Source organism: Collinsella sp. An268 (assembly GCF_002159765.1).
Taxonomy (GTDB): domain Bacteria; phylum Actinomycetota; class Coriobacteriia; order Coriobacteriales; family Coriobacteriaceae; genus Coprousia.
Genome location: NZ_NFJH01000009.1, coordinates 1 through 24,118 on the forward strand (window position 1 = coordinate 1; position 24,118 = coordinate 24,118).

Sequence of the window (24,118 nt, forward strand, 5' to 3'; positions counted from 1 at the left end):
GGGGCTCGCGGCGGGTGCGGGGCGTCGGCGTCTGCGGTGCGGCGGGCGCCGGTGCGGGCTCGCTCGGCCGCGGGGCCGCGGGGCCGGTGAGGCTCTGCGAGAGCCCCTGCTGGTAGGCGCGCTCCTCCTCGTAAAGGCGGCCCAGGGTGGGGGCGTCGACGTTCTCGGCAAAGACGGAGAACTTGCCGGCGCGGAGCTGCGGGTCGATCATGAAGCGGACGAGCGGCTCGCCCACAAAGATATAGGCCTTCTTCTCCGCATGCGCCTTCACAAACTCGGCGACCTCCCGCGTGAGCTGCGGATAGTACGGCGCCATAAGCGGGTCGTCGTCGGCGGCGATGAGAATGGTGTAGAGCGCGGGCGCCGTGTTGACGCCGTTGATGACGAGTGTCTGGTCCTCCATCTCGCGCACTGCCTGCTTGGCGAGCTTTTTAAAGGAGAACGGTGCCCGGCTGGCGCCAAAGATACCCGCCACGTGGTCCTCGAAGATGTTCAGGAAGTTCACGGACGATCACCCTCCGCCGTTTCTTTTCGATAGCCGAGCCCATAGGTACAGATGAGCCAGATTATAGAGGAAAGCGCGCCCATCCCTAAAGCAACGGCAAAGGGTAGGGTCTGCGAGCTGGTATTTTCCACAGGGTTTGCAAGGCAGAGCTGCAAAACAACCATAATTCCGCCGGAGGCCGCACAGACGATGTCGAGCCCCGTGCCCCCGCCGGCGGAGAAGCGCTCCCATAGGCGCGAGCCCACCGCCGACACGACGGCAGCGGTCGCGGCGGCCCCGGCGGCGCCGGCGATGAGGTGCCCATCGGCGATGGCGGCCCACGCAGCGCTTGCCGGCAGCGCCCCCGCCGTCCCCAGGGCGGTGTTGAACAGCGCGGAGGTGAGGACGCCGAGGCCGACCGTCGCCGCGGCGACGCCGGGCGCGCTGAGGTAGCCGCACCACACGGCGATAGGTCCGGCGAGAAGCCACGGGTTGCCCGTGAGCGCGCCGGCGGCGAGGATGGCGGCAAAGGCGGCCGAGGCGGCGGGCTGCGTGCGGCCCCAGACGTACCACCAGCTGGTGAGGAGCGCTATCAGCGGCAGCAGCACGGGCAGAAGCGCCAGAAGCGGCGTGGCGGGGGCGACGGCGCAGATGAGGCCCGCAGCCACCAGGGCGCTTCCCAGCTGCGGCGCGGCCACCGAGGCCCCGCCCGTGGCGAGCGCGACGGCAAGCGTCGCCACCGGGCTCGCAACCCCCGTCATGCCCAGCACGTATGCGGCGGCGACGGCGACGCCCGCGCCCGCGATGCCGCCGGTGACGAGGGCGCGGGCGCGCGGCGTACGGCTGCCGAGCCAGCCCTCGGCCGGGTCGACCTCCACCGCGGGCTTGGCGGCCTCGGGGGCGAGGTCGGCATCGTCCTCGTCGGCGGTGAGCTCGGCGATGAGGTTCGCGAGGCTGCGGCGCCCGGCGCGCGGGTTGCCCAGGTCGGCGAGGAAGCGCTCCCCGAAGGCCTCGACGCTTTCCGGTCGGTCCTCGGGAGCGGAGGAGAGCGCCGCGAGCAGGACCTCGTCCGCAAGCTCAGGGATGCCGGGCAGCACCTCCGCCGGGTCCTCGGCGCCCTCGCGGATGCGCTCGATGGACGCGGCGGCCGACTCGGCACGGAAGGGGGCCTCAGCGCACAGCGCCTCGTAGAGGACGGCGGCCAGGGCAAAGAGGTCCGCCCGCCCGTCCACATCGGCGCCGATGAGCTGCTCGGGCGGCATATAGCCGATGGTGCCGCCCCGAGCGTCGCCGTAGCCGGTCGCGCGCGAGAGCTTCGCCATGCCGAAGTCGGCAAGCTTGACGTTGCCGGTGCGGTCGATCAGCACGTTGGCGGGCTTGACGTCCAGGTGGAGCACGCCGTTGTCGTGCGCGAAGGCGAGCGCCTGCACGAGCGCGTCGGCAACGGCGGCGGTCTCGTCGTAGGTGAGGGAGTGCCCGTCCACGGCGGCGAGAAGCTCCTCGAGCGACATGCCGTCTACGTATTCCATCACCAGGTAGGCGTAGCCGCGGTCGTAGGTGAAATCGATGACTTGGACGATGTGGCTGGCCGCGAGCATGCTCGCCGTGCGCGCCTCGGCAAGCGCCGTGGCGTAGGTCTCGAGCGGAACGTCGGCGGCGGCCCCCTCGTCGGCGAGCGGCATGCGCTTGATGGCGACGCGCCGCTTCAGGCGGACGTCGAGGCAGATCTCGACGGTGCCGAACGTACCGCCCCCGCGCGTCTCGAGCGGGCGATAGCGCTTGAGGAGCGCGGTGGCGGCCGCGCCGGGGGCGGGGGCGTCGGCGAGCATGGCGGCTCCCGTCTCGGCGGGCGAGGGCGCGTGCGGGCGCGCCGCGGCGTCGGGCGCGGGGCGCCTATGGGATGAGAAGCGTGTCATGGCGGATCCTGGTGCGGTTCTGGTTCGTGTGGGCCATGGTTTTTCGTCATCATACCACGCCCCGCCGCTTCGTCCGCGCCGGCGGGTATGATGGTAGGACCGTCGATGCGACGCCTGCGGGCAAAAGTGAGGGGATGGACGATGAGCGATGCTGAGCGCTTGGCCGCGTACGAGGCCTTTGCCGCCGAGGCACGGGCGGAGCTCGGGGATGTTTCTCGGCGCATGGAGGCCCTGCGTGCCGAGAACAAGGTCAAGACCGCCACGTACCGCCAGCTCTTCGCGACGCGCATCACGCTCAAAGACATCGATCGGCGCCTGACCGCGCACGGGCTGTAGGCCCGTTTCGCCGAGACCCGCTCCGCCCGACCGAGTGCATAGATAGGAGATTCCCCATGGAGTCGCTGTACCGTAAATATCGCCCGCTCACCTTTGAGAGCGTTGTGGGCCAGCAGCACATCGTCTCGACGCTCGAGCACGCCGTCACCGAGGGGCGCCTCTCCCATGCGTACCTCTTCTGCGGGCCGCGCGGCACGGGCAAGACCACGATGGCGCGCATCCTCGCCAAGGCGCTGCTCTGCCAGAAGGCCGAGGCGGCGCGCGCGGAGGGGGCGAGCGGCTGCATGCCGGACGGCACGTGCCCTGAGTGCACGCAGATCGCCGAGGGCATCCACCCGGACGTGTACGAGCTCGACGCCGCGAGCCGCACCGGCGTGGACAACGTGCGCGAGGAGATCATCGGATCGGTCAACTTCGCCCCCGTGCGCGGGGCCTACAAGGTCTACATCATCGACGAGGTCCACATGCTCACCGTGGCGGCCTTCAACGCGCTGCTCAAGACGCTCGAGGAGCCGCCGGCGCACGTGGTCTTCGTGATGTGCACCACCGACCCGCAGAAGATTCCCGAGACCATTCTCTCGCGCTGCCAGCGCTTCGACTTCCATCGCATCGGCAACGAGGATATCGAGGGCCGCCTCGCCTACATCTGCGAGCAAGAGGGCTTTGCCTACGATGCCGAGGCGCTCGAGATCGTTGCCAAGCACGCGCGCGGCGGCATGCGCGACGCCTTGTCGACGCTGGAGCAGCTCTCGGTCTTTGGCGGCGGGGCGGTGCGCGCCGACGACGCCCGCGCCCTGCTGGGCGAGGTGGCGAGCTCGGTGCTCGCCGAGTTTGCCCGCGCCCTCGCCGCGCGCGACGTCGCGACGCTCTTCTCGCTGGTGCGCGCGCAGGTCGACGAGGGCAACGACCTGATGGAGCTTACCCGGGACCTCATCGCGCACCTGCGCGATGTCTATATGGTGCGCGTCGCGGGTGCGGCGCGCGAGGTGGTGGATGCGACGCCCGAGGAGCTCGAGGCGCTCTCTGCCGAGGCCGCCCTGTTTGAGGGGAACGACCGCGTGGCGCGGATGTTGACCGTGCTTGACGACGCAGCGCTGGAGATGCGCAACGCCGCGGACACGCGCCTAGTGCTCGAGATCGCGCTCACGCGCCTGGCGCGCCCCGCGTCAGACCTTACGCTCGAGGCTCTGGCGGACCGGCTGGACCGCATCGAGGCACAGCTTGCCGCCGGCGTGCCGTCTGCCCCGCTTGACGCGGACGCGGCGTCGAGCCTGATGGGCAGACCTGCCGCGGCGCCCGCGGCACGGCAGGAGGCGGCACCGTCCGCGGCACCGGTCTCTGCCCCCGCGCGCGCAGTCGCCGCCCGTCCGCATGCGGCGGCGCCGTGGGATGCGCCCGCCTCGCCTGCGCCGCAGCGCAAGGCGCCCGCCCCGAGCGCGGTGCCCGGCCCGGCACGATCCGCCGCCGCTTCCGCCCCGGCACCCGTGCAAGATGCTGTCCCGTCGCCGGTCCCGTCACCGGCCCCGGCCTCTCCGGAGAGGTCCGTCTCCCCGGCGCCCGGGCGCGCTCCCGTTTCTGAGGCTGCCGCTGCTCCGGCCCCCGCGCCTGCCGTCGCGCACGTTCAGGAGCCTGCTCCGCAGGAGCCCGCCTGTGCGCCCGTACCGCAGAAGAACGAGGCCGCGCCCTCCGGCGCCCCCGCTCCCGCGGCTGCTCCCGTGACTGACGAGGGCGACCTGCAGCGCCGGTGGGCCGAGGTCGTGCACCGCGTCACGGTTGCCCAGCCCTCACGCGGAGCGCTTCTGCAGAGCTCGCGCGCCCGCACGGACGACGGCGACACGCTGACGGTCGCCTTCCCGGCGGGGTCGGGGTTTGCCATCAAGATGCTGGGGCGCGCCGATTCCGAGGCGGCTATCCATCCGGTCGTCGCCGAGGTCTTCGGTACTCGTAAGGTGCACTACGTGATGGGCGACGCCCCCGCGCGCCCTGCCGCCCCCGCGCCCGCCTCCCCCTCACAGGTGTCGCAGGCTCCCCGGCCGCAGCCCGATCCCGCGCCCTCCCCGGCGGCACCTGCGCCTGAGGCTGCTGCGCCCGCGTCGCCCGCACCGGCCGCCCCCGCGCCGCGCCCGGTTACCGCCCCCGCGCCCGAGCCGGCACCCCGGTCCGGCGAAACCCCGGCACCCGCTCCGGCGACCGCGGTAAAACCCGCGGCCCCCGCCCCTGCGCAGGTGTCGCCCGGCTTCGTGCCGTTTACGAGCGAGGCATCGGCACCCGCGACCCCCGCTTCGCCCGCGGCTTCCGTTCCGGCGGCGCCGGCAGCCGATCAGACGAGCGGCCCCACGGTGATCTCGGAGCCCTCGGTCGAGGAGGACCGCCGCGCGTGGGAGGACGAGGTCGTCCCGTACGACGACGCCTTCATCGCGGGATACGAGGCGGAGGAGGATCTGCCTCCGTTCGATATGCCCGTCGAGCCCCCGGCGGCGTCCGCGCCCGCTGCTGCCGGCGGTTCGGATGCTTCGGCAGTCGAGGGCGCTGCTACCCCTGCCGCCCCGCGCCCGGCCGCTTCGCCCGCGGTGGCGAAGTCCCCCTCCTTCGACCCGGCGGCGGTCTTCAACCATGATGCGCCGCCCGCGGAGGTTCCGGAGACTTCGGAAGACGCCGTGAAGCTGCTCGATAGCGTTTTTGGGTCCGGTGTCATCGTTCATAAGGAGTAGCCCGCGCTCGTGGTACGATGCACGGGCACCGCATAGGGCGCCGTATGCGCGTCCCCTACCTACAAGGAGCTCCCATGCCCAATATGAACATGCAGCAGATGATGAAGCAGGCCCGCAAGATGCAGGAGCAGCTTGCCGCCGCGCAGGAGAGCCTCGCCCAAGTAAGCGTCGACGCCTCTGCGGGCGGCGGCATGGTCAAGGTGACCATGAACGGCGAGATGCAGCTCACCTCCATCAAGATCGACCCCGAGGCGCTCGATCCCGCCGACGTCGAGATGCTCGAGGACATGATCGTCGCCGCCGTTAACGAGGCGCACCGCAGCGTTGCCGAGCAGGCGAACCGCCAGATGAGCGCCATCACCGGCGGCCTCAACATCCCCGGCATGCCGTTCTAAGACGGGACGGTTGCGCCGTGGCAAACCAGAGTCTGCAGAAACTCCTCGACGAGCTGGGGCGCTTGCCGGGCATCGGCCCCAAGAGCGCCCAGCGCATCGCCTATCATCTTCTGGAGGCCGACGCCGAGGAGGCGCGGCGTTTGGCCGAGGCCATCCTCGAGGTCAAAGAGGAGGTCCACTTCTGCCGCCGCTGCTTCAATTACGCTACGGCCGATGAATGCCCCATCTGCCAGGACTCGACGCGCGACAGCACGCGCATCTGCGTGGTATCCGAGCCGCGCGACGTGTCCGCCATCGAGCGCACGGGCTCGTATCGGGGGCTTTACCACGTGCTGGGCGGCGTCATCAGCCCCATGGACAAGATCGGCCCCGATCAGCTGCATGTGCGCGAGCTGCTGGCGCGCTTGGCAGAAGAGGGGACCCAAGAGGTCATCCTTGCCACGAATCCCAATGTGGAGGGGGAGGCCACGGCGAGCTACCTCGCCCTCACCATCAAGCCGCTGGGCATTGCCGTGAGCCGTCTGGCGAGCGGCCTGCCCGTGGGCGGCGACCTCGAATACGCCGACGAGCTCACACTGGGTCGCGCCATCGAAGCACGCCGCGCCCTCTAAGGCCACCTGCCGCTGTCATCTGCGCCGTTAACGGGGCAGGGCCGGGCGGTGCCCCGGCCCATGTGCCCGTTGGCGCCACGCCCGGCATCGGCGGTGTGCGCCGTACACGACCGTTCGCATACCTTAATCGGCCGTTCGCCGATACCCCGGGCGCGTATACAGCCCGTCACGCCATGGTATAAACGAATAGGTAAACATTCTAGCAATCTGTTTAGGTGCGAGGTGCCCTATGCACAAGGTCAGTGTTCGTGAGATCAGCCGGGTGACCGGCTTCTCCCCGGCGACGGTTTCCAACGCGCTCAACCATAAGCGCAACGTGAGCGAGGAGACCGCCGAGAAGATTCGCTCGGTGGCAAAATCCCTTGGGTACCAGCACCCCTCGCAGCTCGATGCCATTAAATTCGTGGTTGCGCGCAAGACGGGCGCCATCGTGGACGACAGCACGTTCCATCCCTCCGTCATCGAGGGCGTGGAGCGTCAGGCGCGCCGCCACGGCATGGGCACCGCCTTTGTCTCGCTCGATTTCTCCGATCTCGATGCCGTGCGCCCGCAGGTGGCGGAGCTGGTGGGCGACCCTTCGTCGGCGGTGGTGCTTTTGGGCACCGAGCTCGGCGAGGAGGATTACGAGCTCTTCCGCTCCTGCCCGGCCCGCATGGTGGTGCTCGACGGTTGGAGCGACCGCTTCGACTTCGACGCCGTGGTCATGGCAAACGAGGGGTCGGTGCTGCGCGTGGTGCAGTATCTCGTCGAGCGCGGCCATCGCAGCATCGGCTATCTGTCGGGCGACTTCCGCATCCAGAATTTCCGCGCGCGCGAGCGGGGCTTCTTCCGCGGCTTGGACGAAGGGGGCCTCGGTTTCGATCCGAGGTGGCGCGTGGAGCTGGGGACGACGCTAGAGCGCGCGTACGGGGATATGGCCGCATGGCTTTCCCGTGTGTCGCGCGATAGCCTGCCGACGGCGTTTTTCGCTGATAACGACGTGCTGGCTGTAGGCGCCATGCGCGCGCTGACGGAGGCGGGCATTCGTGTTCCCGAGGACGTCTCGATCGTGGGCTTCGACGACCTGTCGCTCGGTGCGTTCTCCACACCGCCGCTGACCACGGTGCACGTGCTCAAGCACGAGGTGGGGGAGATCGCCGTGCGGCGTCTGATCGGCAACGTCAACAACCCCAAGAACTATACCTGCAAGACGCTGGTGAGCACCTACTTTGTGGAGCGCAAGAGCGTGTGCGACCGATAGGGCGCGCAGGGCCGCCTGCGCCTCCGCAGGCGGTGCGCTCGCAAGACGGGCGAGACGCTCCCTGCTGCTGCAGTGGGCGAACACATGAGGCGGGCGCCTGCTCCGTGGAGGCGCGTTGATGTGCACAAAGTAAGCGGATGGTATCGTCTGGGTACCATCCGCTATTTCTTTTACCGTTCATCCTGTTTATACGACCGTTTACCTTAATTATTGGCATAATAGTCAGTGAAACGTGTAAAACGTTTAGTAGACAGTATAGACGACGATGGGACCGGTGGGCCGCGCGCGTGCGCACGGCCCGTGTCAGAAGGGGAGCGTCATGAACGTTACCGCAGCCAAACCGCACATCAAGCTGGGCTATGTGCCCACGCGCCGGAGCATCTTCTCCGCTCCCGACGCCATCAAGTTCCGCGGGCTCACGGCCGATCGCCTGCGTGAGCTCGGCGTCGACTTCGTGGATATCGACGACATCAACGAGGAGGGCCTGCTCTTCGACGACAGCCACGTCCAGCCCATCGTCGACAAGTTCCGCGCTGCGGGCGTCGACGGCATCATGCTCTGCCACGCCAACTTTGGCACCGAGTACCTCTGCGCCCGCCTTGCGCGCGAGATGGGCCTGCCCGTGCTCCTCTGGGGCCCGCGCGACGAGCGCCCTGAGCCGGATGGCACGCGTCTGCGCGACACGCAGTGCGGCCTGTTCGCCACGGGCAAGGTCCTGCGCCGTTTCCAGGTGCCGTTTACCTATATGACCAACTGCCGCCTTACCGACCCGGAGTTCGAGCGCGGCGTCCGCGACTTCCTCGCGGTCTGCAACGTCGTCAAGACGTTCCGCCACATCCGCGTCCTGCAGATGTCCACCCGTCCCTTCGATTTCTGGACGACGATGGTGAACGAGGGCGAGCTGCTCGAGAAGTTCAACATCCAGCTCGCGCCGGTGCCCATGACCGAGCTCATCCAGGCCGTGCGCGCCGCCGAGGCCGACGAGGCCAACCTCGACGACACGCTCGCCTGGATGGCCGATCACTTTAAGATCGAGACCACCACGGAGCAGACCCGCACCGTCGCGGCGCTTGCGAACGGCATGAAGGCGCTGATCGACAAGTACGGCTGCAACGCCGGCGCCGTCCAGTGCTGGAACGCGCTCCAAGACGAGCTCGGCATCATGCCCTGCGCCGCCAACGCCATCCTGAACGAGATGGGAATCCCCGTCGTCTGCGAGACCGACATCCACGGCGCCATCTCGGCTCTTATGGTCGAGGCGGCCGGCATGGGGGAGACGCGCAGCTTCTTTGCCGACTGGACCGTCCGCCATCCCGACAACGAGAACGGCGAGCTTTTGCAGCACTGCGGCCCCTGGCCGTGCTCGGTGGCGTGCGAGACGCCGCGCCTCACCTACCCGCTCGCGTTCGATTACCCCGGCGCGCTGACGGCCGAGGCAAAGCACGGCGAGCTCACCCTCGCCCGCTTTGACGGCGATAACGGCGAGTACTCGCTGCTTCTGGGCAACGCCCGCGGCATCGACGGCCCCAAGGGCATGGGCACCTATCTCTGGATCGAGGTCGAGAACCTGAAGCGCCTCGAGGCCAAGATCGTCGAGGGCCCCTACATCCATCACGTGGTGGGCATCCACAAGAACGTGGTGCCGGTGCTCTACGAGGCATGCAAGTACATCGGCGTTACGCCCGACTTCTACGATCCCATTGAGGAAGACGTGCGCGCCTACCTGCGCGGCGAGTGAGAAAGGGGAAGGCATAATGACTGAGAATCTCGAGCAGTTGCGCTGGCAGCTGCGCCAGGATGCCGTCGACATCATCGTGGCGGGCGGCGGCGGGCACATCGGTGGCGACATGAGCGTGATGGACGCCCTCATGCTCCTGTACGGCAAGGTCATGAACGTGGCGGCCGACCGCACCGATGACCCGGACCGCGACCGCTTCCTCCTTTCCAAGGGCCACGCCATGGAGGCGTACTACGCGGTGCTCTGCCATTACGGCTACCTCGAGCTTGCCGACGTCAAGGCACGCTTCTCCAAGTTCGGCAGCCCCTACATCGGTCACCCCAACAACAAGCTCCCCGGTATCGAGATGAACTCCGGCTCGCTCGGCCACGGTCTTCCCGTGGGTACCGGTATGGCGCTTGCCGGCAAGATGGACGGGCGTGCGTACCGCACGTATGTCGTGATGGGCGACGGCGAGCTTGCCGAGGGCTCCATCTGGGAGGCGGCCATGGCCGGCGGCACGTACGGGCTCGACAACCTCTGCGCCATCATCGACCGCAACCACCTGCAGATCTCGGGCAACACCGAGGACGTTATGCGCGCCGACAGCCAAGAGGCGCGCTGGCAGGCCTTTGGGTGGCACACCGTGTGCGTGAACGGCAACGACCTCGCGGCGCTCGAGGCGGCATTCGCCGAGGCGGCCGCCACCAAGGGCCGCCCGACCGCCATCATCATGGATACGGTCAAGGGCCTCGGCAGCCCCGTGATGGAGAACAAGGCGGGCTGGCATCATCATCTGCCCAACGACGAGGAGTACGCGCAGATCACGGCGGACCTTACCGCGCATGCGCAGGCCGCCGCTCAGGGTGAGGCCTATGTGCCCGTGCTCGACTTTGCCTGCGGCCGCGCCGAGGCCACGGCGCCCGTCGCCGCGCTCGCGGGTCGCGCCGGTGCCACCGCGCCTGCGCCCGCGGCCGACTGCCCGGTCAATCCTCAAGCTAAGGAGGCCTAAGCGCCATGGCGAAGACGAAAGCGAACAAGCAGGTTATCTGCGAGGTGTTGATGGAGGCCGCCGCTGCGGGCGACCGTGACGTGGTGGTCGTGTGCTCCGACTCCCGTGGCTCCGCGTCCATGACGCCGTTTTTCGATACGTATCCCGAGCAGGCCGTCGAGGCCGGCATCGCCGAGCAGGATGCCGTCAGCATGGCGGCCGGCATGGCGGCGTGCGGCAAGAAGCCGTGGGTCGCATCCCCGGCGTGCTTCCTCTCGACCCGCAGCTACGAGCAGGCCAAGGTCGACTGCGCCTACTCCAACACCAACGTCAAGCTGCTCGGCGTCTCCGGCGGCGTCTCCTACGGCGCACTCGGCATGAGCCACCATTCCGCGCAGGACATCGCCGCCATGGCTGCGATTCCCAACATGCGCGTCTACCTGCCCTCCGATGAGTGGCAGTCCGGCAAGCTCGCCACCGCGCTTCTCGCCGACGACAAGCCGGCATACATCCGCGTGGGCCGCAACGCCGTGGCGGACGTCTACACTGAGGACGTGTGCCCCTTTGAGATGGACCGCGCCACCTGGGTGCGCGAGGGCTCCGACGTTGCGATTATCGCCTGCGGCGAGATGGTGCGTCCCGCCCTCGACGCCGCCGAGGCGCTCGCGGCCGAGGGCGTCGAGGCGACCGTAATCGACATGTACTGCGTGAAGCCGCTCGACGCGGACGCCGTTGTGCGCGCCGCGGAGCGCACCGGTGCCGTTGTGACCGTTGAGGAGGCCTCGCCCTTCGGAGGCCTTGGCTCCATGGTCGCCCAGGTGCTGGGAGCCCAGTGCCCGTGCCCGCTTACATGCCTGTCGCTTCCGGATGCGCCCGTCATCACCGGTACGTCGCCTGAGGTCTTTGCCCATTACGGGCTCGATGCCGCCGGCATCGCGGACGCTGCGCACGCGGTGATCGCCCGCAAGTAACCCGAGAGCAAAAGGAGCGGGCCCGCATCTCCCCGCCGCCTTGGCGGCCGGACCCGCTCCATCGCCCACGCGTTCTGGGCAGGCTCGGACGAAGTCGCGCTAACGTCCGATTTCGACCGTCATATCTGCCCAGAACGCGGTTTCGACCACAATCGCCCGTCACGCCGCCCGCGCCGGCAGCTCGCACGCCGCGGCGCATCGTATCGGGCTGCAATCGAGGAGTTCCCATGGCTCGCTACATCATCGGCATCGACCAGTCCACCCAGGGCACCAAAGCCCTGCTTGTCGACGAGGCGGGCCGGCTTATCCACCGTGCAGACCGCGCTCATGAGCAGAAGGTGAACGAGGAGGGGTGGGTAAGCCATGACCCCGCCGAGATCGCCGCGAACGTTCTGGCCGTCGCGCGCGCCGTCGTGGAGGAGCAGGGGGTCGATCCTGCGGATATCGCGGGTATCGGTATATCCAACCAGCGCGAGACCACGGTGGCGTGGAACGCGCGCACCGGTGAGCCGCTGTGCGACGCCATCGTGTGGCAGTGCTCGCGTGCCCAGGAGGTCTGCGACCGCATCGCGCAGCGCGAGGGCGCGCCCGAGGTCATCCGCGAGCGCACGGGCCTCACGCTTTCGCCGTACTACCCGGCTGCCAAGATGACGTGGATCATGGAGAACGTGCCCGAGGCGCGCGATATCGCCCGTGCCGGCGACCTGCACCTCGGCACCGTGGACTCCTGGGTCGTCTGGACGCTCACCCATGGTGCCGAGTTCCGCTGCGATTACTCCAACGCGAGCCGCACGCAGCTCTTCGATATCGAGAAGCTCAACTGGTCCACGCGCTGCTGCCGTCTGTTTGGCATCGACCCCGCATGGTTGCCCGAGGTGACGGACTCCGATGCGTGCTTTGGCATGACGGACCTCGACGGCTTCTTGCCGGCGCCCGTGCCCATCCACGGCGTGCTCGGTGACAGCCACGCCGCGCTCTTTGGCCAGGGTTGCTACGCGCCCGGCCAGGCCAAGGCGACGCTCGGCACGGGCTCCAGCGTGATGATGAACGTCGGCCACGAGCTCTCGCGTTCGCAGACGGGTCTTTCCAACTCGCTCGGCTGGCGCATGGGCGGCGAGACGGTCTACGTGCTCGAGGGCAACATCAACTACGCCGGCGCCGTCAAGACGTGGCTGCGCGACGACATGGAGATGATCGAGAGCCCGGCGGAGACCACCGACCTCTCATATGCCGCCAACCCGGCGAGCCGCGTGTATGTCGTGCCCGCCTTCACCGGGCTTGGTGCGCCGCATTGGAATTCCGAGGCGCGCGCGGCCGTGTTTGGTATGACGCGCACGACCGGCCGCGCCGAGTTTGTGCGGGCGACCGTCGAGAGCATCGCCTTCCAGATCTTCGACGTGGCAGATGCCATGCAGCGCGATTCAGGCGTGAGCCTGGCCGAGCTGCGCGTCGACGGCGGTCCTACGCGCGACCCTTACCTCATGCAATTCTTGGCCGATATGCTGCGGGTGCCCATCGTGGCTGCCGGCAACGACGAGATGAGCGGGCTCGGTGCCGCATGGGCGGCGGGCATCGCACTGGGGATCTATCCGGCAGACGTCGCGCGCAGCGTGGCGCCGCGTGCTGGCTGGGACGCCAAGATGCATGAGAATGATCGCACCGCGCGCATCAAGGGTTGGCGCCGAGCCGTCAAGGCGGCTATCGCCTTCGCAGGGTAGCGGGCTTGTCGTCAGATTACGGCGATTCGCCTGATCTGGCGACGGAATGTGCCGCATCTGTTCATTTTCGGCGCTAGTGGCATAGTACCGTGGTGAAGCATGCACCAAGGTAAGGAATTCCAGCGATCTTGGCAAGCAGTGCGGGTTCGTCCGCGTCAAGCCTGCAGGTAAAAAGCGTGCCTGCAATGGGTCTACTTTGCGAGTTGGGCGCGAATTCCTTACCTTGCGAACAGTTCTTATAGCTTGGCATGAAACGGAGCGGCGCGGCAGCCCTGCGATTATCGCGGGCGCGTACTGTTCGGGTTGCTCCTAGCGGTACCCCTCCCACAGCGGTAGGGGAAAGAGCACGTCCTCAAAACGCGCCCACTCGGCTTCGTAGTCGATCTCGTCGGGGCGTGCAAGCCAGCGGCCCTCGAGGCCGTACATCGCGGCAAGTGCCACCGAGAGCGTGAGCTGTGGGTCGACGCCCGCAGGCACGCTCCAAACATGCTTGTTGCGCTCAGTGGCCCGTCGGGTGCGGTCCGTAAAGTAGGCGTGTGCGGGGTGCGTCTTGGAGATGGCCTCGGTGTTGAGCATCTGAAAGAGCATGACCATCTCGGGTTGGTGCGCGTTTTCGGCCACCAGAAGGCGTAGGTACTCGGGGATTTTGGGGCGCTTGCCGGCAAACGGCCCGCCCGCGTTAAAGAGCGACAGATAATCCTCCGCCGTGCTCGAGCGGTCGTAATAGTGCTCGATGACCTCAAAGAGCAGGCCCTCCTTGTTGCCCACATAATGCAGCACGCCTGCCTGCGTGATGCCCACGCGGTTGGCGACGGCTTGCAGCGACATGCCGTTGTAGCCGCGCTCGTTGATGATGTCGACAGCGGCGAGCACGATCTCGTGCAGGCGGTCTTCGGCTGCCTGGCTGCGCTTCTTCGCCGCGATTACCGGTTGTTTTTTCAGGTCTGCCATAGGCGTCAGTCCTTAAGGTTGCTTGAGTACGGTTAAGAACCGTTTATGAAGAGGGTAGCACCTCCCCAAGTTATTACTGGTTACTAACCATTAACCGATATATCGCGACCGTTCGCCGTGTAGGGGCGGACGGCCTGCTCTTTGCGGCGCATAATCGCAGACGAAATTACTTACTAGTTAGTAAGTAGTCAGTATTCCTGTGAGAGAGGGCGGGACGGCCCGCAGCGCGTCCCCTCGCCGCGTGCCGTCCCACCCGTCTCTCGCGCAACGCGGGCCGCGCGCCCGCCCGAAGGAGGGAGAGCTATGGCCAACGCCACAGCAGCGGTGGATCCCAACACCATCGCACCTGACACCGGCAAACCGATGCCCAAGTCCACGTTCTACCGGTTCTGCATCGGCTTCATCATCTTCGGCGTTATGTGGATGATGTCCGGTACCATCGGCTCTGCGGTCCTGCTTCCGCAGCGCTTCAACGACCTGTTCCCCGGCAACTCCGAGGCCGTCCTCGGCTCCATGCAGGCTGCGGGCAGCATCTTCGCACTCATCTCCAACCTTGTCTTCGGCGCCCTCTCCGATGCGTGCCACTCGCGTTTTGGCCGCCGCTCGCCCTGGATCGCCATCGGCGGCATCTTTACCGGTGCGGCCTTCTGGTTCACCTCGGTGCAGACGACCGTCTCGGGTATCGTCATCGGCTGGTCCGCGCTCCAAGTCGGTCTGAACTGCATGCTCGCGCCCGCCGTGGCCGTCCTTTCCGACCGCGTGCCCCTGAACCGCCGCGGCACCATCTCCGCCTTCTACGGCGCCGGCGCCACCTGCGGTCAGTCCCTCGGCACCATCATCGGTTCCGCCTTCATCACCAACCCCATCCCCGGCTTCCTCTTTGGCACCGTCTCCTGGCTTTTCACGGGCATCATCGTGCTCCTTATCTGGCCGCGCGAGAAGTCCGCTAAGGACGAGACCTCGGGTGAGGCCTTCAGCATCGTGCGCCTGCTCAAGAGCTTCGTGCCGCCCACCAAGAACTGCCGCGACTTCTATGTTGCCCTCGTCGGCCGCCTGCTCTTCATCTTCGGTTACTTCGTCATCGCCGGCCACCAGCTCTACATCCTGCAGCGCTACATCGGTCTTGACGACGTCAACGCCGCCGCGGTGCTCTCCACCATGTCGGTCATCATCATGGTCGTGTCGCTCGTGACCTCGCTCATCTCGGGCGTCATCTCCGACAAGATCGGTCGCCGCAAGCCGCTCATCGCCGTGTCCTCCCTTATCATCTGCATCGCCTTCGCGGCCCCGTGGCTCATGCGCACCGCCGAGAGCATGTACGTCTTCGCCGCGCTCTCCGGCTTTGGCTACGGCATCTACTCCGCCGTCGACCAGGCGCTCAACGTCGACGTCCTGCCCTCCAAGGAGGAGGCCGGCAAGGACATGGGCATCCAGAACCTCGCCAACACCTTGGGCCAGGCCATCGCCCCCGCCGTCACCTCGGCGATCGTCGCCTCGACCGGTTCGTACTTCCTGACGTTCCCGGTCGCCATCGCGCTCATCTTGGGCGGCGTCATCTTCATTATGATGGTGAAGAAGGTCAAGTAAGTTCCGCCGCGCTTGGCGCAGGTGTTGCGGGCACGCCGGTTGCTCCGGGTTTCGGACGTGCCGACGTGCCCGCTTGTCATACCGGATGTGCAAAGAAAGGAGCCCATCCATGCAGACTGTTGAACAGTACCGCGTGCTCGATCTGGTGCTTGAGGGAACCTCTGAGGGCAACCCCTATGTCGATATCGCGCTGACGGCGCAGTTTGAGCGCGCCGATGGCACGGACGCCGTCGAGGTGCGCGGCTTTTACCGCGGTGCGGGTCGCTACGGCATCCGCTTCATGCCCCGCTCCGCCGGAACCTGGACCTACCGCACCTCCTCCAACGACCCGGCGCTCGCGGGTACCGCGGGCGAGGTCGAGGTCACCCCGGCATCCGAGGGCAACCACGGCCGCGTGCTGCTGGCGAAGGATGTCAAGCGGAGCGACGTGCCCTTTGACACGCGCGGCGACAACACGTTCTCCTACGAGGATGGCACGCGCTTCCTGCCGTTTGGCACGACGGCCTACGCCTGGACCAACCAGGAGCCGGAGTGCCAGGACGAGACGGTCGAGACCCTCGCGGCGGCGCCCTTCAACAAGATCCGCATGTGCATCTTCCCCAAGTTCTACGACTTCAACACCGATGACCCGGCCATGTACGCCTTTGAGGGCTCGCTGGAGGACGGCTTTGACCACACGCGGTTCTACGAGCCGTTTTGGGAGAACCTCGACCATCGCCTCGCTCAGCTCGACGAGCTCGGCATCCAGGCGGACATCATCTTGCTCCACCCCTACGACAAACCGGAGTGGGGCTTCTCGAAGATGACGCGCGAGGAGGATGCGTTCTATCTCGCGTACGTGGCGCGGCGCTACAGCGCCTTCCGCAACGTCTGGTGGAGCCTCGCCAACGAGTTCGACCTCATGCCGTGGAAGTCGGTGGAGGACTGGGACAGCTACGCCCGCATCGTTATGGCAAACGACCCGTATGGTCACCTGCGGAGCATCCACAACTGCCGCACGCTCTTTGACCACAGTCACCCGTGGATTACGCACGTGAGCTGGCAGCGCTGCGACCTGCAGAAGACGGCAGAGTGCGTGACGGAGCTGCGCGAGCAGTACCACAAGCCAGTGCTGGTGGACGAGGTCGGCTACGAGGGCAACGTCACCTGGGGTTGGGGCAACCTGACCGCTCAGGAGGAGGTGCGCCGCTTCTGGGAGGGGTGCCTGCGCGGCGGGTACGTCACCCATGGCGAGACCTACGTGGACCGCGGCCCCAAGATCTGGTGGGCGCACGGCGGCAAGCTGTACGGCGAGAGCCCCGAGCGCATCGCGTTTTGCCGTCAGTTCATGGAGAGCCTGCCGGAGGACATGGACTTGGTGCCGTATGAGAAGGGCTTCTGCCTGGGCACCATGAACTGGGATATTGCCTGCATGGCCAACGACTGGAGCGAAGGCACCGACGACGTGGTCATGTACTTTGGCTTCTTCCGTCCGGCGTACCGCGACCTTACCCTGCCCGAGGGCAAGACCTATACGATCGACGTGGTGGACACGTGGAACATGACGGTCGAGACCCTGCCGGGCACCTACGAGGGCCAGGTGCGTGTGGACCTGCCGAGCCGCCAGTACATGCTGCTGCATATCAAGGCAGTCGACAAGACTGCGTAAGCCAGTTTTTGGAGGGGCGGTCGGCGCGAGGCGGCTGCCCCTCCGTCGTTTTTCAAGAAAGCAATCTCCATAGCCCAGAGAAAGGCGCCCAACGTGCGCGGGTATGCATGGATTTGAGGCGCAATCTGGCGGCGTGATGCCGCCAAAGCAGGGGAGGGATCATGACGGAAACACTTTCTGCAGTTGAGCTGCTCGCCGGTGCGCATATGATCGGGGCGGATGCCCCGCGCGGCCAGGCAATTGGGCTCACCTGCGATGTTGAGCTTGAGGGGCCGGCCAGCGCTGTGACGTCGGCACGCCTGGTGTCGACAGCGCACGGCATCTACGAGGCACGCGTGAACGGCGTCTCGGTGGATGACGCGGTGCTGAACCCCGGTTGGACCGCGTACGAGTGGCGTCTTGCCGTGCAGGAGGCGGACGTCACCGACCTCGTGCGCGCGGGCGGCCGTGCGGCGCAGATCTCGGTCGTCGTGGGCAACGGCTGGTGGCGCGGCGCGCTCGGCTTCGACCTCATGAAGATCGATTACGGGCAGGAGCTCGGCTTTATCGGAGCGCTCGAGATCGCGTACGCCGATGGCTCGCGGCAGGTGGCCCTGACGGCGGCCGATGGCACGGCGCAGGCCTACGCGACGCCCGTGGTGGAAAACTCGCTCTACAACGGTGAGACCATCGATGCCCGAATCGCGCCGCGCGCCGAGCAGCTCTCGGTGCGCGAGGTCGCCCTCGACCACTCGACGCTCTACGCTCGGGCAATGCCTCCGGTGCGGCGCGTCGAGACGCTCCGCCCGGTGCGCATCTGGACGAGCCCGGCGGGCAAGACCCTTGTCGATTTTGGGCAGAACATCGTGGGCTGGACGCGCGTGCATGTCTCGGGCCCCGCGGGCACCGAGGTGGTCGTCCGCCATGCCGAGGTGCTCGAGGCGGACGAGCTCGGTGTGCGCCCCCTGCGCGCGGCCAAAGCGACCGATACCTTTATCCTCTCCGGTGGCGACGACGTGTTTGAGCCCACGATGACGTTCCACGGCTTCCGCTATGCCGAGGTCACCGGTTGGCCGGGCGAGCTTGGCGCGGACGATATCGAGGCCGTGGCCATCAGCTCCGACCTGCCGCGCACGGGCTGGTTCACATGCTCGAATGATGACGTGAACAAGCTCGTTTCGAACACGCTCTGGAGCCAGCGCGACAACTTTGTGAGCATTCCCACCGACTGCCCGCAGCGCGACGAGCGCATGGGCTGGACGGGCGATATTGCGGTCTTTGCGCCCACGGCGGCGTTCCAGTACGACTGCTCGGCGTTTTTGGGCGACTGGATGCAGACGCTCATGGCCGAGACGGCGCACAACGAGCTCGGCTGCGTGCCTGTGGTGGCGCCCGACGTGGTGAAGTACAGCGACCACTTCTGGAAGACGGTGGGCGAGCTGGCGCTTTGGGGCGACGCGTGCTGCTGGGTGCCCTGGACGCTCTGGCAGGTCTACGGCGACAAGGACGCGCTTGCCTCGCAGTACCCCGCCATGGGGATGCATCTGCGCGCCGTGGAGGAGCGCCTCTCTGATACGGGCTTGTGGGACACGGGCCTGCAGCTTGGCGATTGGCTCGATCCGGCGGCTCCGCCCGAGGCCCCCATGGACGGCAAGACCGACAAGTACCTCATCGCGCAGGCGTGCCTTTGCCGCAGTACCCGTATCGCCGCCGATACCGCGGAGATTCTGGGTCTTGCCGAGGACCGCGCGCATTGGGAGGAGCTCGCAGAGCGCTCGCGCGCGGCGTTCCGTCGTACGTATGTGCTCGAGGGCGGGCGCCTTACCTCCGACGCCGTGGCGGCCTATGCGCTGGCTCTCCACTTTGGCCTGCTTGAGGGCGATGAGGTGGCACCCGCGGCAGACCGCTTGGCCGAGCTTGTGCGTGAGGGTGACTACAAGGTTGCGACGGGCTTTGCCGGCACGCCGTACGTAACGTGGGCGCTTTCTGAAAACGGCCACGTGGAGGAGGCGTACCGCCTGCTTCTGGAGGACGAGTGCCCCAGCTGGCTCTACCCGGTGCGCATGGGCGCAACCACCACGTGGGAGCGCTGGGACTCAATGCTGCCCGACGGCTCCATCAACCCCGGCGATATGACGAGCTTCAACCACTACGCGCTCGGTGCGGTGTGCGACTGGATCTACCAGGTTATCGGCGGCATCTCGCCGGCGGCGCCGGGGTATGCGCGCGTGCGCATCGCCCCGCGTCCCGGCGAGGGCATCACGTGGGCGCGTTGCGCCTACGAGTCGATGCGGGGGCGCATCGAGGTCTTTTGGCGCTGCGAGGACGGTCGCTTTGACCTCGAATGCACCGTACCGGACGGCGTCATGGCCGACGTAGCGCTGCCCGATGGCACGACGCTCGAGGTGGCGGGTGGCACGCACCGCTTCGGCTGCGCTGCGTAGGATAAGCCTGGTGACAGCGCGCTACGACGTGTCCGTCTGTTGTTCAAACGGCGTTAGCAAGCAGTTCGTTTGTTAACGCCGTTCCCCGATTAACCTGCCCGCTTCTCTTTTTACGGGCTGAAGCTAGGGCGGGTTGACGTAAGCTGAATAGAAGTGTGCGGCGCCCCTGCCGCGCGGCACCATCTAATCTACGATTCTTGAGGAGCGAACAATGAAGCAGTACTTTGGCATTGACGTGGGCGGCACCGAGGTCAAGTGGGCCATCATGGACGAGGACTTCAACTTCGTCGGCGACCGCGGCTCCATCAAGACGGACTTCTCCTCTGCCGAGGAGGCGGTTGAGGCGTTCGCTTCGCTCGTCGAACCGTATCGCGACCAAGTCGTGGCAATTGGCATGAGCGTTCCCGGTTCCGTCATGGAGGACGACCCGGATGGCACCATCCACCGCGGCGGCGCCCTCACCTACATGGACCAGTGCCCGCTCGCCAAGCTCATGCGCGAGCGCTTTGGCGTGCCCGTTGCCGTTAACAACGACGGCAAGTGCGCCGGCCTCGGCGAGTACGCCGCTGGCGCCCTCAAGGGTACGCGCTTTGGCGTGACCATCGGCATCGGCACCGGCATCGCTGGTGGCATCGTCATCGACGGCAAGGCCCTGCGCGGCGCGCACTGTTTCGCCGGCGAGTTCAGCTTCCTTAACAACAACACGGCCGACCCCGTGACGCCGGGCAATTGGTTTGCCGAGACAGCCGGCTGGATGGCGCTGCGCAAGCGCATCTTCGAGGAGAAGGGCGAGCCGGTTGATCCCGCGGTGGACGGTCGCATCTTCTTCAAGTGGATCGAGGCGGGCGACGAGGCGGCCATCCGCGGCCTCGACCGGTATGCGCTTGCCTTTGACAACTGGCTCATCAACCTGCAGGCCGTGCTCGACCCCGAGGTCTTTGCCATCGCGGGCGGCATCAGCTGCCACCCGGAGCTCTTCGACGCGTTCGAGCGCATGATGGACAAGGCCCTCGAGCACATGCTCCCCGGCTTCCCGCGTCCGGTCATCAAGCGCGCGGAGCTCGGCAACGACGCCAACATCTACGGCGCCGTGCTGGAGGCCAAGCGCCTGGCAGAGGCGTAAGGCCGCGCTCTCCTTTGGGGGAGTGTCAAACCTGTACAAGTAGGCGGTGTGGGGCGCCACGTAAAGCGCCCCGCACCGCCTTGTTGTTTTGGTCTGCTCCCGCTTATTCCACTGTTACGGCAACCTGCGCATAGCGCGTGCAAGGCCGCTTGGCGGCATCTTGGACACGCAGGGTGAGGACGATGCGGTCCTCCGGGGCGGCATTGGCAGGTACGGTGAAGTGCACGGTCGCTCCCTCGGCGCGCCATGAGGCGAGGCTGTGCGCCCCGCTATAGGTGCTCGAGAGCGCATCGACCGCCCAACGGCAGGTAAGTACGTCGCCATCGGGGTCTGACGCCCAAGCGCCGACCTCAACGATTTCACCGGGGGCGGCGGCCATGTCTGGCGTGACGCCCTCGATCACGGGGGCGTGGTTGCAGGCGGCGGGCTTATGCGCGCACCACTGAGCGCGTGCGGCGAAGTCCTCCTGGTAGGCGCGCAGATACGGGTTGGGGTTGTCTTCTGGAGCGCGCCCGAGGTCGGCAAAGCTCATGCCGTCGCCCATGCTCTCGACGCTATCGCAGAAGAGGGGACCCAGTACGGTCGAGAAGCCCTCTTCCGTGGCGCCCCGCAGGCCGAAGGGGATAAGCGGGATGTAGGTCATCGAGTCGCCCTCAGCCATAAAGTCGCCGGGCGTGAAGTGGATGGGCTGCATACCGTCGAGTCCCCAGTCGAGCGTCGCATGGCGGCCAAATTGGAAGCGCTCGGGCTCGTTCTCGTACACCTTGCCGTCGCCATAGAGCATGTAGCGCGCCATGAGTGGGCCGTTGTTTTGCGTGAGGTGCTCCTCCGGCCAGGGCGCGCGGAAGAGATCGATGCTGTCGGGTTGCGCCGCCACGGCGTCCACGTAGCCGCCGTACATGAAGGGTACGCGCAGAAAGACGAGGTCGGGAAAGAGCGGCTGGCCGTGATCGAGCCAGGAGTTATCTTGCCCGATACCGTTGGTAACGCCCAGCACGCGGACCTTGGCATAGATACGCGAGCGAACCTCGTCCCAGGCGTCGGTTGCCTGGTAATCCTCGGCGATCGACATAAGGGCGCGCACGATGGTGTTCATGCCGCCCCAAGAGAGAAGCCAGAGCGTGCGCGGGTCGTTGTCGAGTATGGCCTGCTTGATGACGTTGGAGCCGACGGTGTCGGCGCGCACGTCGCCCTCGAAGGCGATGTTTCCCTCATAGGTGCGCGCGAGCATCTGCTCGGGAGTGGGGAAGGGCGGCTCGCCCGCCGCCGCGGCATTCTCGCTGAGATAGGGCCAGGCGGCGGCATACTCGTGCGTCCAAAGGTCCTGGACCCATGTGCGCGGGAAGGGGCGGTAGCTGGTGAGCGCGCCGGCCTCGGGGTCGGGCTCGTGGGGAACGACCTTCCACGTGCAGGAGCGCATGCCCTTGGTGCGCCAATGCGGCGTGACCTCGCCGAGCGTATGCGCGCCGTCGCCCAAGAAATGGTACTGCGACGCAGTGGTCACCACCGCCTCGACGTCGAGCAGGTTGAGGTAGAGGGCGAGGTGGATGAGCGAGTTCATGTCATCAACCTCAAGGTCGGTTGTCACGATTACCCGCGGCTTGGTTTCGGACGAGGTCATCTGAGCCCTTTCATCTCCAGGTGTACGGTGCGTCTGGTCGCTACGCCCGCTGGCGCGCCGCCCACTCCCACATGCCTACGGGCTCGCCGTCGATCATGACGTTCGTGCCGTCGATGTCGGTGCGGCAGAAGTCGTTGAACACGTGGATCCAGACGCCGTGGTTAAAGGTCTTCTTGGGCGAGCCGTCGGCCTCGCGATAGACGCCGGTAAGGTCTTCGACGTGGTCGAAGTACGTGCAGTGCACCGTGGCGCCGGCGGCAGCGAGGGCGCGGCGGAGCGGCAGCACGGTCTCCTTGGGGTCGACGAGCTCGTCGCCCTTGCTATGGGTGAACCACAGCGGCGTTTGGGCCAGGCCGGAGACATCCTCGGCGGTCGCGTTAAACCAAGGGGCGCAGCAGGGCAGGCCGGCAGCGAAGAAGCCGGGGTAATCGAGGCACACGCGCAGCGTCATAAAGCCGCCGTTGGAAAGACCGCCCACAACGATGCGGCTCGTGTCGATACGGTCGGCGTGCGCGGCGATGAACTCGTCGATGAGGGCCTTGAGTGCGCGTGCGTAGATGCTCTGGTTGCTATGGCCGAGCTGCTCGACCCCGTTGTCCATCCAAAACGTCGGGCATTGCGGGACGAGCACCCAAGCCGCCCCGTCGAAGTAGCCCTGAATCTTGCTCTGCGAGAGAGCGGTCACGCGGTTGCCGGTATAGGCGCGCGCCGGGCCCTCGGGCACGAGCGGGCCGCCGGGGATGCCGCCGTCCTCGCTCTCTCCCTTACCCTCGCCTGCGCCGTGCAGGTAGATGATGAGCGCCGCTTTCTCGGGCTTGGGCTTGGTGCTGGTAAAGTGCCCCGAGATCGCGGGGGCTGCAGGTTCAAAATCTGGCTCGAAGTAGCCATATTCCATCTTGATGCCGTCGACAGCCTCGGTCATCTCGGCCTCATGCCAGCGGTCGAGTGCGGGGCAGATATCGCCGGCGCAGGCATCATATACCAAGCCCACGAGCGGATCGGCGGCGGTGGGGATGGCGGTAGTCTGGGTGATACGGAAGCAGTTGTCGATCTTACGCGAGCCCATGACGCCGCCCTCGACGCGCTTGGTGAGGCGCACTTCGGGCAGCTCGAGAGCGACGTGAGATCCGTGTTCGGCGCGCTTGCCCTCGGGCGTCGCGGGATAGGCGGCGAGCACCGGGACGTAACCCATCGACGGGGCGGCATGGTCGGCGCCGCGCTCTTTGCGCATGAGCGCCGCACCGGTGCGCTCGCGGCGTGTGCAGAAGACGTTGAACGTGGCGGTCGTGACGTCGTTCACGCCGATCTCGTCGGGGAGCTCGAGCACCAGACGCGAAATCCAAGGGCCGAAGTCGCCCAAGGTGGTGACGGTGCGGTACATGGGTTCGAGGGTGACATCTGTCTCTGCCATAGCAATCCTTTCCAAGACAGAATATAAACATGTTTAGTATACGGAAGTGTGGATGCCATAACGGTTCAGCAGCCGGTGAACGTAGTGTATTAGCTGTTAAACGGCAGGTATCGAGAGCTGGGGAGTATCGACGAGTGCCAGACATGCCAATCCACACGCCTAGTGTTGCGTCAATTTAGCTGCATGAACTTCAGTAAATGCTAAGAATCCGCGCTTCATGCGAATAATCGTACGTTTATCTGGAAAATCCTACCGTTCACCGGA

At 66.6% G+C, this 24,118-nt stretch carries 18 protein-coding genes; 13 read left to right on the top strand and 5 right to left on the bottom strand.

What is annotated here, in order from left to right; genetic code table 11:
* Both B5F70_RS07660 and B5F70_RS10675 read right to left on the bottom strand, forming a co-directional pair.
* Positions 1–505, bottom strand: a 505-nt coding sequence (locus B5F70_RS07660; protein WP_143753943.1) for a DUF3662 domain-containing protein, incomplete at its 3' end; no start/stop codon positions are given.
* Positions 502–2,400 carry a serine/threonine-protein kinase gene (locus B5F70_RS10675; RefSeq protein WP_087204994.1) on the bottom strand — a complete coding sequence of 633 codons (1,899 nt, stop codon included), beginning with the start codon at positions 2,398–2,400 and terminating at the stop codon, positions 502–504. The genes B5F70_RS10675 and B5F70_RS07660, both read right to left, overlap by 4 nt.
* Before the next feature lie 141 nt (positions 2,401–2,541).
* On the opposite strand from B5F70_RS10675, the gene B5F70_RS07670 reads away from it, so the two are divergent.
* From B5F70_RS07670 to B5F70_RS07710, 9 genes are all read left to right on the top strand, one after another.
* Entirely contained in the window at positions 2,542–2,736 is a 195-nt protein-coding gene (locus tag B5F70_RS07670) for a hypothetical protein (RefSeq protein WP_087204995.1), read from the top strand.
* Positions 2,737–2,792: 56 nt separating this feature from the next.
* A complete protein-coding gene (dnaX, locus tag B5F70_RS07675) occupies positions 2,793–5,447 on the top strand; it encodes a DNA polymerase III subunit gamma/tau (protein ID WP_087204996.1) in 2,655 nt (884 codons plus the stop codon).
* A gap of 74 nt (positions 5,448–5,521) precedes the next feature.
* Positions 5,522–5,842 (top strand): YbaB/EbfC family nucleoid-associated protein, encoded by a 321-nt coding sequence (locus B5F70_RS07680; RefSeq protein ID WP_087204997.1) that lies wholly within the window; start codon positions 5,522–5,524, stop codon positions 5,840–5,842.
* A 17-nt stretch (positions 5,843–5,859) separates the two neighbouring features.
* On the top strand, positions 5,860–6,453 hold the full coding sequence (recR, locus tag B5F70_RS07685; protein WP_087204998.1) for a recombination mediator RecR: 594 nt from the start codon (positions 5,860–5,862) through the stop codon (positions 6,451–6,453).
* Positions 6,454–6,682: 229 nt separating this feature from the next.
* Positions 6,683–7,693, top strand: coding sequence for a LacI family DNA-binding transcriptional regulator (locus B5F70_RS07690; protein ID WP_087204999.1), 1,011 nt, complete (start codon positions 6,683–6,685; stop codon positions 7,691–7,693).
* A 319-nt stretch (positions 7,694–8,012) separates the two neighbouring features.
* The gene (locus B5F70_RS07695) at positions 8,013–9,431 is read left to right on the top strand and encodes an L-fucose/L-arabinose isomerase family protein (protein ID WP_087205000.1); all 1,419 of its coding nucleotides are present in this window, start codon (positions 8,013–8,015) and stop codon (positions 9,429–9,431) included.
* Positions 9,432–9,447: 16 nt separating this feature from the next.
* Positions 9,448–10,422: a transketolase gene (locus B5F70_RS07700; protein ID WP_087205001.1), complete on the top strand. Its 975-nt coding sequence runs from the start codon at positions 9,448–9,450 to the stop codon at positions 10,420–10,422.
* A gap of 5 nt (positions 10,423–10,427) precedes the next feature.
* Complete coding sequence (locus B5F70_RS07705; protein ID WP_087205002.1) at positions 10,428–11,372, top strand: transketolase C-terminal domain-containing protein; 945 nt, start codon at positions 10,428–10,430, stop codon at positions 11,370–11,372.
* Between the two features lie 227 nt (positions 11,373–11,599).
* Complete coding sequence (locus B5F70_RS07710; protein ID WP_087205003.1) at positions 11,600–13,090, top strand: glycerol kinase; 1,491 nt, start codon at positions 11,600–11,602, stop codon at positions 13,088–13,090.
* A gap of 309 nt (positions 13,091–13,399) precedes the next feature.
* Here B5F70_RS07710 and B5F70_RS07715 read toward each other — a convergent pair whose 3' ends face one another.
* Positions 13,400–14,041 (bottom strand): TetR/AcrR family transcriptional regulator, encoded by a 642-nt coding sequence (locus tag B5F70_RS07715; protein WP_087205004.1) that lies wholly within the window; start codon positions 14,039–14,041, stop codon positions 13,400–13,402.
* A 303-nt stretch (positions 14,042–14,344) separates the two neighbouring features.
* Here B5F70_RS07715 and B5F70_RS07720 point away from each other — a divergent pair, with 303 nt between their 5' ends.
* From B5F70_RS07720 to B5F70_RS07735, 4 genes are all read left to right on the top strand, one after another.
* Entirely contained in the window at positions 14,345–15,628 is a 1,284-nt protein-coding gene (locus B5F70_RS07720; RefSeq protein ID WP_087205005.1) for an MFS transporter, read from the top strand.
* A 109-nt stretch (positions 15,629–15,737) separates the two neighbouring features.
* Positions 15,738–17,276, top strand: a complete 1,539-nt coding sequence (locus tag B5F70_RS07725; protein WP_087205006.1) for a DUF5605 domain-containing protein — start codon at positions 15,738–15,740, stop codon at positions 17,274–17,276.
* A gap of 161 nt (positions 17,277–17,437) precedes the next feature.
* On the top strand, positions 17,438–19,699 hold the full coding sequence (locus B5F70_RS07730; RefSeq protein ID WP_087205007.1) for a family 78 glycoside hydrolase catalytic domain: 2,262 nt from the start codon (positions 17,438–17,440) through the stop codon (positions 19,697–19,699).
* Between the two features lie 211 nt (positions 19,700–19,910).
* Entirely contained in the window at positions 19,911–20,822 is a 912-nt protein-coding gene (locus B5F70_RS07735) for an ROK family protein (RefSeq protein ID WP_087205008.1), read from the top strand.
* Positions 20,823–20,925: 103 nt separating this feature from the next.
* Here B5F70_RS07735 and B5F70_RS07740 read toward each other — a convergent pair whose 3' ends face one another.
* Together B5F70_RS07740 and B5F70_RS07745 are read right to left on the bottom strand one after the other, a co-directional pair.
* The gene (locus B5F70_RS07740) at positions 20,926–22,443 is read right to left on the bottom strand and encodes a nucleoside hydrolase-like domain-containing protein (RefSeq protein ID WP_087205009.1); all 1,518 of its coding nucleotides are present in this window, start codon (positions 22,441–22,443) and stop codon (positions 20,926–20,928) included.
* Positions 22,444–22,483: 40 nt separating this feature from the next.
* Complete coding sequence (locus B5F70_RS07745) at positions 22,484–23,854, bottom strand: hypothetical protein (protein ID WP_241145942.1); 1,371 nt, start codon at positions 23,852–23,854, stop codon at positions 22,484–22,486.
* Positions 23,855–24,118: the final 264 nt, after the last annotated feature.